The 13,358-nt window shown below is 72.1% G+C and carries 16 protein-coding genes and 1 tRNA gene; 10 read left to right on the forward strand and 7 right to left on the reverse strand.

The window, feature by feature from the left end:
* The first annotated feature begins 32 nt into the window (after nucleotides 1–32).
* A complete protein-coding gene (locus F1C12_RS02470) occupies nucleotides 33–2,468 on the forward strand; it encodes a phosphoketolase family protein (protein WP_185277281.1) in 2,436 nt (811 codons plus the stop codon).
* 62 nt (nucleotides 2,469–2,530) lie between these two features.
* Here F1C12_RS02470 and F1C12_RS02475 read toward each other — a convergent pair whose 3' ends face one another.
* Nucleotides 2,531–3,310 carry an SGNH/GDSL hydrolase family protein gene (locus F1C12_RS02475; protein WP_185277282.1) on the reverse strand — a complete coding sequence of 260 codons (780 nt, stop codon included), beginning with the start codon at nucleotides 3,308–3,310 and terminating at the stop codon, nucleotides 2,531–2,533.
* 36 nt (nucleotides 3,311–3,346) lie between these two features.
* Between F1C12_RS02475 and F1C12_RS02480 the strand changes: the two genes are divergently transcribed.
* Entirely contained in the window at nucleotides 3,347–3,808 is a 462-nt protein-coding gene (locus tag F1C12_RS02480; protein ID WP_185277283.1) for a VOC family protein, read from the forward strand.
* 7 nt (nucleotides 3,809–3,815) lie between these two features.
* Here F1C12_RS02480 and F1C12_RS02485 read toward each other — a convergent pair whose 3' ends face one another.
* The 3 genes from F1C12_RS02485 to F1C12_RS02495 form a co-directional block, all read right to left on the reverse strand.
* Nucleotides 3,816–4,769 carry a hypothetical protein gene (locus tag F1C12_RS02485; RefSeq protein WP_258046081.1) on the reverse strand — a complete coding sequence of 318 codons (954 nt, stop codon included), beginning with the start codon at nucleotides 4,767–4,769 and terminating at the stop codon, nucleotides 3,816–3,818.
* A 139-nt stretch (nucleotides 4,770–4,908) separates the two neighbouring features.
* Nucleotides 4,909–5,928: an LLM class flavin-dependent oxidoreductase gene (locus F1C12_RS02490; protein WP_185277284.1), complete on the reverse strand. Its 1,020-nt coding sequence runs from the start codon at nucleotides 5,926–5,928 to the stop codon at nucleotides 4,909–4,911.
* A 42-nt stretch (nucleotides 5,929–5,970) separates the two neighbouring features.
* A complete protein-coding gene (locus F1C12_RS02495) occupies nucleotides 5,971–6,771 on the reverse strand; it encodes an alpha/beta hydrolase (RefSeq protein ID WP_185277285.1) in 801 nt (266 codons plus the stop codon).
* Between the two features lie 77 nt (nucleotides 6,772–6,848).
* Here F1C12_RS02495 and F1C12_RS02500 point away from each other — a divergent pair, with 77 nt between their 5' ends.
* The gene (locus tag F1C12_RS02500) at nucleotides 6,849–7,673 is read left to right on the forward strand and encodes a hydrolase (RefSeq protein ID WP_258046082.1); all 825 of its coding nucleotides are present in this window, start codon (nucleotides 6,849–6,851) and stop codon (nucleotides 7,671–7,673) included.
* A 9-nt stretch (nucleotides 7,674–7,682) separates the two neighbouring features.
* On the opposite strand, the gene F1C12_RS02505 is transcribed toward F1C12_RS02500, so the two are convergent.
* Nucleotides 7,683–8,003, reverse strand: a complete 321-nt coding sequence (locus F1C12_RS02505) for a thioredoxin family protein (RefSeq protein ID WP_185277286.1) — start codon at nucleotides 8,001–8,003, stop codon at nucleotides 7,683–7,685.
* Nucleotides 8,004–8,102: 99 nt separating this feature from the next.
* Between F1C12_RS02505 and F1C12_RS02510 the strand changes: the two genes are divergently transcribed.
* The 6 genes from F1C12_RS02510 to F1C12_RS02535 all read left to right on the forward strand — a co-directional run bounded on the left by F1C12_RS02510 (nucleotide 8,103) and on the right by F1C12_RS02535 (nucleotide 11,955).
* Complete coding sequence (locus tag F1C12_RS02510) at nucleotides 8,103–8,603, forward strand: FBP domain-containing protein (protein WP_185277287.1); 501 nt, start codon at nucleotides 8,103–8,105, stop codon at nucleotides 8,601–8,603.
* Nucleotides 8,604–8,712: 109 nt separating this feature from the next.
* Nucleotides 8,713–9,030 carry a hypothetical protein gene (locus F1C12_RS02515; protein WP_185277288.1) on the forward strand — a complete coding sequence of 106 codons (318 nt, stop codon included), beginning with the start codon at nucleotides 8,713–8,715 and terminating at the stop codon, nucleotides 9,028–9,030.
* Nucleotides 9,008–9,958, forward strand: coding sequence for an FAD:protein FMN transferase (locus F1C12_RS02520; RefSeq protein ID WP_219732675.1), 951 nt, complete (start codon nucleotides 9,008–9,010; stop codon nucleotides 9,956–9,958). Before F1C12_RS02515 ends, F1C12_RS02520 begins: the two co-directional genes overlap by 23 nt.
* Entirely contained in the window at nucleotides 9,951–10,529 is a 579-nt protein-coding gene (locus tag F1C12_RS02525) for a ferric reductase-like transmembrane domain-containing protein (protein ID WP_185277289.1), read from the forward strand. Before F1C12_RS02520 ends, F1C12_RS02525 begins: the two co-directional genes overlap by 8 nt.
* Entirely contained in the window at nucleotides 10,526–11,725 is a 1,200-nt protein-coding gene (locus F1C12_RS02530) for an NADH-ubiquinone oxidoreductase-F iron-sulfur binding region domain-containing protein (RefSeq protein WP_185277290.1), read from the forward strand. Before F1C12_RS02525 ends, F1C12_RS02530 begins: the two co-directional genes overlap by 4 nt.
* Nucleotides 11,722–11,955, forward strand: coding sequence for a ferredoxin (locus F1C12_RS02535; RefSeq protein ID WP_185277291.1), 234 nt, complete (start codon nucleotides 11,722–11,724; stop codon nucleotides 11,953–11,955). The genes F1C12_RS02530 and F1C12_RS02535 overlap by 4 nt, the downstream gene beginning before the upstream one ends.
* Before the next feature lie 19 nt (nucleotides 11,956–11,974).
* Here F1C12_RS02535 and F1C12_RS02540 read toward each other — a convergent pair.
* Nucleotides 11,975–12,057: transfer RNA gene (locus tag F1C12_RS02540), tRNA-Leu, on the reverse strand.
* A 38-nt stretch (nucleotides 12,058–12,095) separates the two neighbouring features.
* On the opposite strand from F1C12_RS02540, the gene F1C12_RS02545 reads away from it, so the two are divergent.
* A complete protein-coding gene (locus F1C12_RS02545) occupies nucleotides 12,096–12,701 on the forward strand; it encodes an ANTAR domain-containing response regulator (protein ID WP_179605811.1) in 606 nt (201 codons plus the stop codon).
* Nucleotides 12,702–12,894: 193 nt separating this feature from the next.
* Here F1C12_RS02545 and F1C12_RS02550 read toward each other — a convergent pair whose 3' ends face one another.
* Nucleotides 12,895–13,299 (reverse strand): hotdog fold thioesterase, encoded by a 405-nt coding sequence (locus F1C12_RS02550; RefSeq protein ID WP_185277292.1) that lies wholly within the window; start codon nucleotides 13,297–13,299, stop codon nucleotides 12,895–12,897.
* Between the last annotated feature and the right edge of the window lie 59 nt (nucleotides 13,300–13,358).

Here is a 13,358-nt window from a genome sequence, read left to right on the forward strand (position 1 = left end):
TGTTCGGAGCGGACCGCTCGTAGGATTCCCGCGTGAGCGAGACGTCGAACGAAGCCACCCTCTCCGACCAAGAACTCGACCAGCTCGACGCCTGGTGGCGTGCGGCCAACTACCTGTCCGTCGGTCAGATCTACCTCCTCGACAACCCGCTGCTGCGTCGCCCGCTCTCGCGCGACGACATCAAGCCGCGCCTGCTCGGGCACTGGGGGACCACTCCCGGCCTGAACTTCATCTACGCGCACCTCAACCGCGCGATCCGGCAGCGCGACCTCGACACCATCTTCGTGGCCGGCCCCGGGCACGGCGGTCCCGGCGTCGTCGCCGGGGCGTACCTCGACGGCACGTACAGCGAGATCTACAGCGGCATCGACCGGACGGAGGACGGTCTGCGGAAGCTGTTCCGGCAGTTCTCGTTCCCCGGCGGCATCCCGTCGCACGCCGCTCCCGAGACCCCGGGCAGCATCCACGAGGGCGGCGAGCTCGGCTATTCGCTGTCGCACGCGTACGGTGCCGCCTTCGACAACCCGAAGCTGCTCGTCGCGGCCGTGGTGGGCGACGGCGAGGCCGAGACCGGGCCGCTCGCGACGGCGTGGCACTCGAACAAGTTCCTGAACCCGAAGGCGGACGGCGTCGTCCTGCCGATCCTGCACCTCAACGGCTACAAGATCGCCAACCCGACGGTGCTCGCACGCATCCCGGAGGCCGAGCTGCTGGAGCTGATGCGCGGCTACGGCTACACGCCCTACCTGGTCTCCGGCGGCTTCGACGGCGAGGACCCGCGCGAAGTGCACCAGCGGATGGCGGCGACGCTGGACGACATCCTCGACCGGATCGCCGAGATCAAGGCGGCCGCGGAGTCCGGCGACCTGATCGACCGTCCCGCGTGGCCGATGCTCATCCTCCGCACGCCCAAGGGCTGGACCTGCCCGAAGGAGATCGACGGCCACCCCGCCGAGAACAACTGGCGCTCGCATCAGGTTCCGCTCGCCGACGCCCGCGACACCGAGGCGCACACGCGGCTGCTGGAGGACTGGCTGCTGTCCTACCGGCCGGAGGAGCTGTTCGACGACGCCGGCGCACCCATCCCGCTCATCGCCTCGCACGCGCCGGAGGGCGACCGGCGGATGAGCGCCAACCCGGTCGCGAACGGCGGCCTCCTGCGCCAGGACCTGCGGCTGCCCGACTTCCGCGACTACGCCGTCGACGTGCCGGCTCCGGGGGAGACCGTGGCCGAGGCCACGCGCGTGCTCGGCGGCTGGCTGCGCGACGTGATGGCGCAGAACCCGGACGACTTCCGGCTGTTCGGCCCGGACGAGACGGCCTCCAACCGGCTGCAGGACGTCTTCGAGGTCACCGGCAAGCAGTGGAACGCCGAGTACTGGCCGATCGACTCCGACAACCACCTCGCGCCGAGCGGCCGGGTGATGGAGGTGCTGAGCGAGCACCAGTGCCAGGGCTGGCTGGAGGGCTACCTGCTGACCGGACGCCACGGCGTGCTGACCTCGTACGAGGCGTTCATCCACATCGTCGACTCGATGTTCAACCAGCACGCCAAGTGGTTGAAGAGCTCGCGCGCCATCCCGTGGCGCAGCCCGATCGCGTCGCTGAACTACCTGCTCAGCTCGCACGTCTGGCGGCAGGACCACAACGGCGCCTCCCACCAGGACCCGGGGTTCATCGACCACGTCGTCAACAAGAAGGCCGACGTCGTGCGGGTCTACCTGCCGTTCGACGCCAACACGCTGCTGTCGACGTACGACCACTGCCTCCGCTCGGTCGACTACGTGAACGTGGTGGTGGCGGGCAAGCAGCCGTCGCCGAACTGGCTGAGCATGCGCGACGCGATCGCGCACTGCACGCGCGGCATCGGCGTGTTCGACTGGGCCGGCACCGAGCGGGAGGGCGAGGAGCCCGACGTCGTGCTGGGCTGCGCCGGCGACATCCCGACGCTGGAGGTGCTGGCCGCGGCCGACATCCTCCGCCGCCGGCTGCCCGACCTGGCGGTGCGGGTCGTGAACGTGGTCGACCTGATGCGGCTGCAGAGCGAGGGCGAGCACCCGCACGGGCTGAACGACCGCGAGTACGACGCGCTGTTCACCACGGACAAGCCGGTCATCTTCGCCTACCACGGCTACCCCTGGCTGATCCACCGGCTCACCTACCGCCGGGCCGGCCACGACAACCTCCACGTGCGCGGCTACAAGGAGGAGGGCACGACGACGACGCCGTTCGACATGGTCATGCTCAACGACCTCGACCGCTACCACCTGGTCATCGACGTGCTCGACCGCGTGCCGGGGCTGGCGGCGCGGGAGGCGGCGTTCCGTCAGGAGATGGTGGACGCGCGCCTGCACGCGCGGCAGTACACGCGCGACCACGGCGAGGACATCCCCGCCGTCGCCGAGTGGCGCTGGGGCGGCGGCACGCGAAGCACGCGCATCGACACCACCGGCGGCGACAACGACTGACGCGAAGGGCACGTAAACGCCTCGAAAACGCGCCTTTAGGGGCGTTTACGTGCCCTCGGCGGTCAGAGGGGGTGGGCGGAGGCGGGGTCGACGACGGTCAGCTCCGCGATCTTCGCCACCCGCCCGTCGCCGGACGACCGCCCCGTGAGCCGCCGGCCGATCCAGGGCAGCACGTACCGGCGGTAGTAGTCCGCCGTGCGTCGCGACTGCTCGCCGGCGGGCGCGGCCTCCACCTCGTCGACGCCCCACTCGGCCGGCACCGGCACGTCGAGCGCGGTGAGCACGTTGCTGGCGACGCGGGCGTGGCCGAGCGCGTTCAGGTGGAGGCGGTCGGGGGACCAGTAGCGGATGTCCTCCAGGGACTCGTCCGCCCAGTTGTCGACGAACAGCACGCCGTCGCGGGGCAGCAGGGCGCGCACCGCGACCGCCAGCTCGTCGCCGCGCTTGCGCAGCAGCCCGCCCATCGGCAGGTGGCGGCTCGGGTTGGCGCCGCTCAGCAGCAGCATCGTGCTGCCGGAGGCCGCCACCCGGTCCGCGGCGTCGATGAGCTGCGTCGCCACCGAGGCGATGGTGACGCGCGGGCGCATGATGTCGTTGCCGCCGCCGTTGAGGCTCACCAGCTGCGGGTGCTGCGCGATGGCCGGGTCCAGTTGCTCGGTGAGGATGGGGGTGAGCTTCCGGCCGCGGATCGCCAGGTTCGCGTAGTACACCGGCGACGGCGACGCGAGCGCCAGCCCGAGCGCGACGAAGTCGGCCCAGCCGCGCTGCCGGCCGTCCGGGAGGTCGTCGCCGACCCCCTCCGTGAAGCTGTCGCCGATCGCGATGAAACTGGAGTAGCCCATCCCGCTACGCTACCGCCCACGCGTAGCATGACCGCCATGCAGAAGGTCAGAACGTTCCTCTGGTACGACGGCCAGGCCGAAGCGGCGACCAGCCACTACGTCTCGCTCGTCCCGGACTCCCGCATCCTCAGCGTCGACCGGCTCGGCGAAGGAGACAGCATCGTGCTGGTGACCTTCGAGCTGGGCGGGATCGAGTACGTCGCGCTGGACGGCGGCCCGCTGTACTCCTTCACGGAGGCGGCATCCATCATGGTGGTCTGCGACGACCAGGAGGAGGTCGACCGGCTCTGGGACGGCCTCACCGCGGACGGCGGCGAGCCGGGTCCGTGCGGCTGGCTGAAGGACCGCTGGGGGCTGAGCTGGCAGATCGTGCCGCGCGCCCTGCTGGAGCTGCAGCAGGATCCCGACCGCGAGCGCGCCGGTCGCGCGAACGCGGCCATGCTCACCATGGGGAAGATCGACATCGCCGCGCTGTACGCGGCGGCCGACGCCGGCTGACTGCTGCTCAGCCGCGTGCGATCAGCGCCTGCCAGGCGAGCAGGTGCTCGACGGTGACGCCCGTGTAGCCCTGGAGGCCGCCGAACGCCGACCGCACCAGGGCCGTCTGCGCTTCAAGGGCCGTCGCCGAGTCGTCGCCGAACGTCGCGGCCGGGCCGCCGGCCACCTCCGGCGAGTCCGTCTCGACGCCGACGCTGAACGGCACCCGCGCGGCGGCCGCGGCGGTCGCCGCCGGCTTGGCCAGCGCGATGATCCCGTCGTCGCCGGCGGCGTGGTCGGAGAACGCGACGATGGCGACCGACTTCACGTGCGGGAGCAGGGTCCGGAACAGGGTGCTGCTGCCGTCGGGCGTCGGCTTGGCCTCCAGCCACCAGGGCAGGTCGGCCCCGACCGGCACGGAGCCGGCGGCGCGCGCCGCGGTGTCGTACATCGTGGCGAGCTGGTCCACGATGCCGGGGAGCTGGTCGTCGGTGGCGTTCACCCACGGCTCGACGTCGAACTGCACGGCGTCGAACGGCGCCGCCTTCAGAGCGGCGGTGGTCCAGGTGGCGGCGAGGTCCGGCTGCTGCGCCCACGCCGGGTCGCCGCCGAGCGCGCCGACCGTGGTCACGCCGGCGCGGTGCAGCGCGGTGACCGCGGAGCGGAGCCACGCGCCGAACGGCCCCTGGTCGGCCGCCCACGGCACGGACAGGTAGACGGTGCGCAGCTTGTGCGCCGACGCGAAGGAAGCCAGGGCCTTCGGCTCGAACGCCGGCTGGCCGTCGCCGCGCGGGTCGACGGACGGGTCGATCGGGTTGCCCCACGCCCACATGCCGGTGATGGCGGACGGCGTGGAGGCGTTCGTGAGCGTCACAGCGTTCGCCGGAGTTGAGACCAGCCCGGCCGCGCCGAGCCCGACCGCGCCGAGGGCGAGCACCAGCCCGGCCGCGATGAATCCTGCACCCGATCGTCGAGTTCGCAAAGCACACCCCTTCCATGGGACCGGACGGTTCCGTCACGGCCTGTGCTGCGGAATTCGGGTGTACCGCACAGCGATCCTCCCATATCCAGGGATATCGACCAGAGCCGCGTTCGGGGTACACGGGGCCCAGCGTCGCGTGTCAGTCGCGCCACCCCAACTCGCGCCCCACTCCGACCACTGCCTCCAGCAGCCGCGCGTTGAAGTCCACGCCGAGCTGGTTCGGCACGGTCACGAGGACCGTGTCCGCCATCCGCACCGCCTCGTCCTGCGCCAGTTCGGCGACCAGCTTCTCCGGCTCGCCGATGTAGGAGCGGCCGAAGCGGGCGATCCCGCCGTCCAGGTGGCCGACCTGGTCGCGGCCCTCCACCTGCGCCCGGGCGCCGAAGTAGCGGCGGGACTCATCGTCCACGATCGGGATGACGCTGCGGCTGACGCTCACCCGCGGTTCGCGCTCCCAGCCCATCTCGGCCCACGTATCGCGGAAGCGCTGGATCTGCTCGGCCTGGAGCTTGTCGAACGCCTCGCCGGTGTCCTCGGTGAGCAGGGTGGAGGACATCAGGTTCATGCCCTGCTCGGCCGTCCACTCCGCCGTCGCGCGCGTGCCGGCGCCCCACCAGATCCGGTCGGGAAGGGTCGGCGACAGCGGCTGGACGGACAGGCCGCCGCTGGTGCCGGTCATCCGCGGGTCGGCGTTCGCCATGGCCTCGCCGGCGATCGCCGCTCGGAAGATCGCGGTGTGCCGGCGGGCCATGTCCGCGTCCGACTCGCCCTCGCCCGGAACGTAGCCGAACGACTCGTAGCCGGCGAGCGCCGTCTCCGGTGATCCGCGGCTGACGCCGAGCTGGAGGCGCTCGCCGCTGATCAGGTCGGCCGCAGCCGCTGACTCCGCCATGTACAGCGGGTTCTCGTACCGCATGTCGATGACGCCGGTGCCGATCTCGATGCGCGAGGTGCGCGCGCCGATCGCGGCGAGCAGCGGGAACGGGGAGGCCAGCTGCGGCGCGAAGTGGTGCACCCGGACGAACGCGCCGTCGGCCCCCACCTCCTCCGCGGCGACCGCGAGCTCCACCGTCTGCAGGAGGGCGTCGGCGGCCGTCCGCACGACGGAGCCGGGGACGGCCTGGTAGTGGCCGAAGCTGAGGAAGCCGATGCGTTTCACAGTGAGGGCAAGCCGTGCGGCCCGCGCGGTATTCCGCGCCGGCTAGTCCTGCAGTCCCTGCTGCCCGAGCCAGACCAGGATCTCGGTGGCGACGTCGCGCCAGCCGTGGTCGATGACGAGCGAGTGGCCGCGGTCGCGGAAGGTGATCAGCTCGGTCACCGCGTTGGAGTCGCGGTACAGCTTGAGCGTGGCGTCCGTCGTGACCTCCGGAACGGTGTTGTCCTCGCCGCCGGCGATCAGCAGCAGCGGGCCGCGGTCCTCGTTCTTGGTGTCGACGGCCGCCTGCGAGTGGACGCTGAAGTTCGCCCCCGCCGCCTGGAAGATCGGGCGGACGGTGGACGGCACGGTCCAGCGGTCGAACAGCTCCTTGGCCTCCTCGTCGGTGAGCTGGTTCGCGAAGCCGAACTTGAACTGGTCCTCGGTGAGCGCGATCGGCTTGTGGATGTTGGCCGGGTTGTCGAGCACCGGGAACGACGACTTCAGCTGGCGGAACGGCAGCGGCAGCACTCCCTTGATCTGCGCCGGGTCGATCGCGACGCCCGCGTTGCCGTAGCCCTCGCCGATCAGCTTCTCGGTGACGAGACCGCCGAACGAGTGCCCGATGATGACCGGGGGCACGTCCATCGCCTCGATGATCTTCGCGAAGTGCTCCGTGACGTCGTCGATGCCGAAGTTCGCCACATCGTCCGGATTCGCGCGGGTGTCGGCCACGGTGTCCTTCTCGCCGGGCCACAGGGGTGCGACGGGGGCGTAGCCCTCCGCCGTGAAGAGGTCGATCCAGGGCTGCCAGCTGCTCGCGTGGAGCCAGAGGCCGTGGATGAAGATCACCGGTTGATTCGCCATGGCGCACAGGGTATTGCTCAGGAGGCCGCACGGCCAGACCCTGACGGGCGGCCACCGCGCCGGGTAGCCTGACCGGCATGGCCGACTGGTTGTGCGCGACGTGCGCCGTGGAGACGACCCCGATCGTGACGGACGCGGGGGAGGAGCCGCCGGCCTCCTGCCCGATCTGCGAGGACGAGCGCCAGTACGTCCCGCCGACGGGCCAGCGCTGGACCACGCTGCAGCGCCTGCAGCGCGAGGGCGAGCACGTGACGGTGACGGAGCTGGAGCCCGGCCTCTACGGGCTGAGCAGCGAGCCGAAGGTGGGCATCGGCCAGCGCGCGCTGCTGCTGTGCACCCCGGACGGCAACCTGCTCTGGGACCCCACCGGCTACGTCGACGAGGCCGCCGCGACCGCGGTGCAGGACCTCGGCGGCGCCGCCTTCATCGCCACCAGCCACCCGCACATGTACGGCGCGCAGACCTCCTGGTCGCGGATGCTCGGCGGCGTGCCGGTGCTGGTCCACGCGGCCGACCGGCACTGGGTGCAGCGCGAGGACCCTGCGCTGCAGGAGTGGAGCGGCGAGGAGGAGGTGCTGCCCGGTGTGCTGCTGCGCACGGTCGGCGGGCACTTCCCGGGCAGCGCGGTGGTGCACTGGGACCACGGCGTCGTCCTCAGCGGCGACACGATCTTCCCGGGGCCGTCGCAGAAGTGGGTGACGTTCCAGCGGAGCTTCCCCAACGACATCCCGCTGTCCGCCGCCGTGGTGCGCCGGGTCGCGGACCTGGTCTGCGACCGGCCGTTCGAGCGGATGTACGGCAACCTGGGCAACGTCATCCCGGTGGACGCCCGGGAGGCCGTGCGGCGGTCGGCCGAGCGGTACATCGGCTGGGTGAGCGGGGCGTTCGACCACCTGACCTGAGCGCGGGACTCAGCTCAGATACGGCGCCAGCTCGAACTCCAGCGCGGGCTTCGGCTTCGCACCGATGATCGTCTTGACGACTTCACCGTTCTGGAAGACCTTCGTCACCGGCAGCGACAGCGCGCGGTACTCGGCGGACGCCTGCGGGTTCTCGTCCGCGTTGATCCGCAGCACGCGCAGATCGTGCTCGTCCGCGATCCGCTCCAGGATCGGCGTGAGCGCGCGGCACGGCCCGCACCAGGGCGCCCAGAACTCCACGAGGGTGGTGCCGGGCGCGGCGAGGACGTCGGAGGCGAAGGAGGCGTCGGTGACGCTGGCGAGAGTGCTCATGCCGGGAGGCTAAGCCGTGCCCCCGGGGTCAAGGTCAACGACGGCGCGCTGGGGTCCTCCCCGAGCCACCTGTGCGAGCATGGGACGCAGGAGGTGGACATGGACACCCTGACCCCGCAGGAGCTTCGCGACTCGTTCGTGAACTGCTCGCGCGCCGACGCCGCCGACCTGCCGCTGCCGCCCGGGATGCACGAAGTGGACTGGGCGCGCCGGGAGTACCTCGGCTGGCGAGACCCCCGGCTGCCGCAGCGCGGCTACGTCGTCGTGCCGACCGTCAGCGGGCCGGTCGGCATCGTCCTCCGGGCCTCGGAGGCCTCCATGCGCTCGCACGCGCCCACCATGTGCGGCTGGTGCCAGGACGTCCACGTCACCCGCGACGTCTACTTCTGGTCGGCGCGCAGGGCAGGGGAGGCCGGGCGCAAGGGCGACACGGTCGGCGCGCTGGTCTGCGCGTCGTTCGAGTGCACCGAGAACGTCCGCCGCACGCCGCCGCCGATGTTCGTCGGCTTCGACTCCGAGCGCGTGGTCGAGGAGCAGATCGCCGGGCTCGGCGAGCGCGTCCGGCGCTTCGCGCAAGCCGTGGTGGGCGTGCGTCCTTAGCCGATTCATAGGGACCCGATATCCCGTTCCCACTCCGAATAAGGATGCGGAAAGAAACCGCGCGCAGGCTGGTATCAGGCCTCGCGAGGGGCGGGATGGAGGGCCTGACATGGACATTCGATCGACGGGGCGGCGCACGGCCGTCGGGATCACCACCGCGATCGGCATCTCGAGCCTCGCGGTGACGGGGATCCTCTCGGGCTTCCTGTTCGCGGGCACCTCGACCGCGAGCACGACCGGGACCACAGGGACGTCGGGCACGAGCAGCAGCTCGGGCTCCGGGTCGTCCAGCGACTCCGGGTCGTCCAGCGACTCCGGCTCGTCCAGCAGCTCGGGCTCGTCCAGCAGCGGCAGCAGCTCCGACTCCGGCAGCGGCATCCAGCAGAGCCAGGGCGGTGGTGTCAGTGGCCAGTCCAGCGGCTCCTGACCTCGTCCACGACGACTTCGCCATCTGGGGCGTCGACGCTCGCCTCGTGGTGTCCGACGCCGGCGCCCTGACGCAGGCGCGGAGGATCGCGGACGCCGCCCTCGCCGCCGTCACCGCGGCCACCAGCCGGTTCGAGCCGGGCAGCGAGCTCTCCCGGCTCAACGCGGGGGAGCGTCCGGCAGGCGGGGTGGAGCTCAGCCCGCTGCTGGCCGAGTTCGTCGCTGTCGCGCTCGCCGCGGCCGCGGACACCGCAGGCGACGTCGACCCGACGCTCGGCGGCGACCTGGACCGCCTCGGCTACGACCGGGACTTCGCCGCGCTGCCCCTGGACGGCGTCACCATCACCGTCACGCGGCCGCGCCGGCCCGGGTGGCAGCGCGTGTCGCTCGACGGCCGCACCCTGACTCTGCCCGACGACCTCCGGCTCGACCTCGGCGCGACCGCGAAGGCGCACGCCGCCGACCGGATCGCCCGGCGCATCGCGGCAGAGACCGGTGCGGACGCCCTGGTCTCCCTGGGTGGCGACATCGCCACGGCGGGGACGACCGGCCGGCTCTGGGAGGTGCTCGTGCAGGACCTCCCGGGCGACCCCGCCCAGCAGATCGCGATCCCGAACGGCGCGGGCGTCGCCACGTCGAGCACGCAGAAGCGGCGCTGGCGCAGCGACGGCCAGGCCAGGCACCACATCCTCGACCCGCGCTTCGGGCTGCCGGCCGACGATGTCTGGCGGTCGGTCACCGTTGCGGCGGGCACCTGCGCCCGCGCCAACGCGCTGAGCACGGCGTCGATCGTGCGCGGGCTGGCGGCGCCCGGCTGGCTGCGCGGCCTCGGCGCGGACGCGCGGCTGGTGGCGAGGGACGGCTCGATCGTCACGACCGGGCGCTGGCCGGCCGACCTCCCGAGCGGGACGGGGCGAGCCGATGGATGAGGTGCTGTGGGCCGTCGGCCGGGCCTCCGGCGTCGTCGCCCTCCTGCTGCTCACCGTGTCGCTCTGGCTCGGCATCGTGACCCGCTCGGGCCGTCCGCTGCCCGGGATGCCGCGCTTCTCGGTCACCCTCCTGCACCGCAACGTCTCGCTGCTCGCGGTCGTCTTCCTGGTCCTGCACATCGGGACGCTGCTGCTCGACTCCTACGCGAAGCTCACCCTCACCGACATCCTCGTCCCGTTCCTCGGCGCGCACCTTCCGTTCTGGCTCGGCCTCGGCACGGTCGCCGTCGACCTCCTGATCGCGGTGACGATCACCGCGCTGCTGCGCCGGCGGCTCGGCTTGCGCGTCTTCAAGGCGGTGCACTGGCTGAGCTACGCGCTGTGGCCGATCGCCCTCGCCCACACCATCGGCGACGGCACGGACGGCACGTCCGGCTGGATGCTGCTGCTCTCCGGCGCGAGCGTGCTGTTCGTGCTCGCGGCCGTGCTCTGGCGGGTGTCCGCCGGGTTCCTGGAGACGTCGGCCGCGCGACGCACGGACGCCGAGCCGAGCAGAAGGGGACTGTCATGACCATGACCGCCGACAACGTCCTGCCGGTCTCCGATCCCGCCGGCGCCCCGCCGCGGCTGCTGGCGGCCGGGCGTTCGGCCGACGCGCTCGCGCACCTCTCGGCGTTCGGACCGCGCCGCGGCCTCCGCCGCGCCGACCTCGAACGCGAGCTGGAGCGGTCGGGCCTCACCGGCCGCGGCGGCGCAGCGTTCTCCGCGTTCCGGAAGCTCGCCGCGACGACCGGGCGACGAGCGCCGGTCATCATCGGCAACGGCTCGGAGGGGGAGCCGTGGAGCTGGAAGGACGCGGTGCTGCTCGCGAACGCGCCGCACCTCGTCCTCGACGGCCTCCTGACCGCGTCAGAGGCCCTGGGTGCGGCGCGAACCGTCCTGTATGTCCACGAAACGGTTCTCGTCCCGGTCGCGGCCGCCGTCGCCGAGCGCTCGGACGCCGGCCGCGTCGAGCTGGTCGAGGCGGCGGACGGATTCGTCGCGGGGGAGGCGAGCGCCGTGGTCAACGTCCTCCAGACCGGCCGCGCGCTGCCGCTCGACCGGGTGCGCCGGTTGTCGGAGTCCGGGCTCGACGGGAGGCCGACCCTGCTGCACAACGTGGAGACGCTGGCGCAGCTCGCGCTGGTCGACCGCTACGGCGGCGACTGGTTCCGCAGCGTCGGCGACCCGGCGCAGCCCGGGACCCGCCTCGTCACGGTGACCGGCGACGTCGCCGCGGAGGGCGTGCTCGAGGTGCCGACCGACCTGTCCGTGGCCGACATCGTCGCGCAGGCCGGCGGGGAGGCCAGGCTCGCCGCGGGCGTGCTGCTCGGCGGGTACCACGGGCGCTGGATCGCGCCGACCGAGACCGGCGTGGCGCCGGGGGAGTCCGCGGGCGCGGGAGTGGTCCACGTGCTCGGCTCCCAGCGCTGCGGGCTGGCGACGACGGCGGCGATCGTCCAGGAGCTGGCGGCGGCGTCCGCCCGGCAGTGCGGGCCGTGCCTGTTCGGGCTGTCCGCGATGGCGGACCGGTTCGCCGAGCTGGCCGCCGGCCGGCTCGCTCCGCAGGCGGCGGCCGAGCTCGCCCGGCTCGCGGAGGCGGTCGACGGGCGCGGCTCCTGCCACCATCCCGACGGCGCCGCGCGGCTGGTCCGCAGCGCCCTGCGGGTGTTCGGGCGCGATGTCCACGCGCACGCCGAGGGCCGCTGCCTCCGGAGCGCACGATGACCGCCCGGCACGCCCTCCACGTCGACTGGACCCGGTGCGACGGCCGCGGGCTGTGCGCCGAGCTGCTGGAAGGCACGATCGCGCGGGACGAGTGGGGCTACCCGTTCGCCGTCGGCCAGCCGGCCTCCGCCCGCTCCGACATCCCGGTGCGCAGCGACCAGCTCGACGCCGCCGAGGACGCCGTCGCGCTCTGCCCGGTGTTGGCCCTTCGGCTGCGCCGGATGGGCTGAGCCGGGCAGGATTCGGTTGTGCCGCTGGTGGGACTCGAACCCACACGCCCTTCCGGACAAAGCATTTTGAGTGCTCCGCGTCTGCCATTCCGCCACAGCGGCGCACAACAACACCTGAACAATACCGTAGGCTTTTATCCGTGACTGACCAGGAGACCACCCCCACCGCACCCCGCCGAGTCGTCGTCGCGGAGGACGAGTCGCTCATCCGGCTCGACATCGTCGAGACCCTGCGCGACAACGGTTTCGAGGTCGTCGGCGAGGCCGGAGACGGCGAGACCGCGGTCGCGCTGGCCACCGAGCTGCGCCCCGACCTGGTCGTCATGGACGTCAAGATGCCACAGCTCGACGGCATCTCGGCGGCCGAGCGCCTCTCCAAGAACCACATCGCGCCCGTCGTGCTGCTGACCGCGTTCAGCCAGAAGGAGCTCGTGGAGCGCGCGACCGAGGCCGGCGCCCTCGCCTACGTGGTCAAGCCGTTCACCCCGAACGACCTCCTGCCGGCGATCGAGATCGCCCTGGCCCGCTACCAGCAGATCATCGCGCTGGAGGCCGAGGTCTCCGACATGGTGCAGCGCTTCGAGACCCGCAAGCTGGTCGACCGCGCCAAGGGCCTCCTCAACGAGAAGATGGGCCTCAGCGAGCCGGACGCGTTCCGCTGGATCCAGAAGGCGTCCATGGACCGCCGCCTCACCATGCACGACGTCGCTCAGGCGATCATCGAGCAGCTCGCGCCCAAGAAGTAAGGCGCGCCCGTCCCGCGATTCGTGCCGAATCGGCGCGAGTGCGTCTCGACATTCGTCACGAATCGCGTGAAACCGCTCCGCATTCGCGACATTCGTCACGAATCCCGCGGGGAGTCGATGCTGCGATTCGTGCCGAATCGCGTGAAACCGCGCCGCTTTCGCGACATTCGTGCCGAATCGCGACCGGTGGGTGCTACAGCTCCTTGATCAGGTTCGTGATCCGGATGGTCGAGCAGCGGCGCCCGCGATCGTCGGTGACGGCGATCTCGTGCGTCGTCAGCGTGCGGCCGAGGTGGATGGGCGTGCACACGCCGGTCACGTAGCCCTCGGTCGCGGCCCGCGTGTGCGACGCGTTGATCTCGATGCCGACCGCGAGGCGGCCCTCGCCGGCGTAGAGGTTCGCGGACATCGAGCCGAGGGACTCGCCGAGCACCACGTAGGCGCCGCCGTGGAGGAGGTCCGCGGGCTGCGTGTTGCCGAGCACCGGCATGCGCGCCACGGCCCGCTCGATCGTGAACTCCACGATCTCGATGCCCATCTTGTCGGCGAGGGCGCCGAGCCCCCGCTGCTTCACGTACGCGAGCGCGTCCTCGGTCATCTGCTGCCTCTCCGCTGTCGGTCGGGCCCTCGTCGGCCGTCGTCCTGCACTGTCACCGG

The organism is Leifsonia shinshuensis (assembly GCF_014217625.1).
In the GTDB taxonomy this organism is placed as follows: Bacteria; Actinomycetota; Actinomycetes; order Actinomycetales; family Microbacteriaceae; genus Leifsonia; species Leifsonia shinshuensis_A.

Coding starts and splice junctions, on each gene's coding strand:
- F1C12_RS02475 (WP_185277282.1), bottom strand. CDS start 3,310: ATGGGCTACTCCAGTTTCATCGCGATCGGCGACAGCTTCACGGAGGGG.
- F1C12_RS02480 (WP_185277283.1), top strand. CDS start 3,347: ATGCAGAAGGTCAGAACGTTCCTCTGGTACGACGGCCAGGCCGAAGCG.
- F1C12_RS02495 (WP_185277285.1), bottom strand. CDS start 6,771: ATGGCGAATCAACCGGTGATCTTCATCCACGGCCTCTGGCTCCACGCG.
- F1C12_RS02500 (WP_258046082.1), top strand. CDS start 6,849: ATGGCCGACTGGTTGTGCGCGACGTGCGCCGTGGAGACGACCCCGATC.
- F1C12_RS02505 (WP_185277286.1), bottom strand. CDS start 8,003: ATGAGCACTCTCGCCAGCGTCACCGACGCCTCCTTCGCCTCCGACGTC.
- F1C12_RS02510 (WP_185277287.1), top strand. CDS start 8,103: ATGGACACCCTGACCCCGCAGGAGCTTCGCGACTCGTTCGTGAACTGC.
- F1C12_RS02515 (WP_185277288.1), top strand. CDS start 8,713: ATGGACATTCGATCGACGGGGCGGCGCACGGCCGTCGGGATCACCACC.
- F1C12_RS02525 (WP_185277289.1), top strand. CDS start 9,951: ATGGATGAGGTGCTGTGGGCCGTCGGCCGGGCCTCCGGCGTCGTCGCC.
- F1C12_RS02530 (WP_185277290.1), top strand. CDS start 10,526: ATGACCATGACCGCCGACAACGTCCTGCCGGTCTCCGATCCCGCCGGC.
- F1C12_RS02535 (WP_185277291.1), top strand. CDS start 11,722: ATGACCGCCCGGCACGCCCTCCACGTCGACTGGACCCGGTGCGACGGC.
- F1C12_RS02550 (WP_185277292.1), bottom strand. CDS start 13,299: ATGACCGAGGACGCGCTCGCGTACGTGAAGCAGCGGGGGCTCGGCGCC.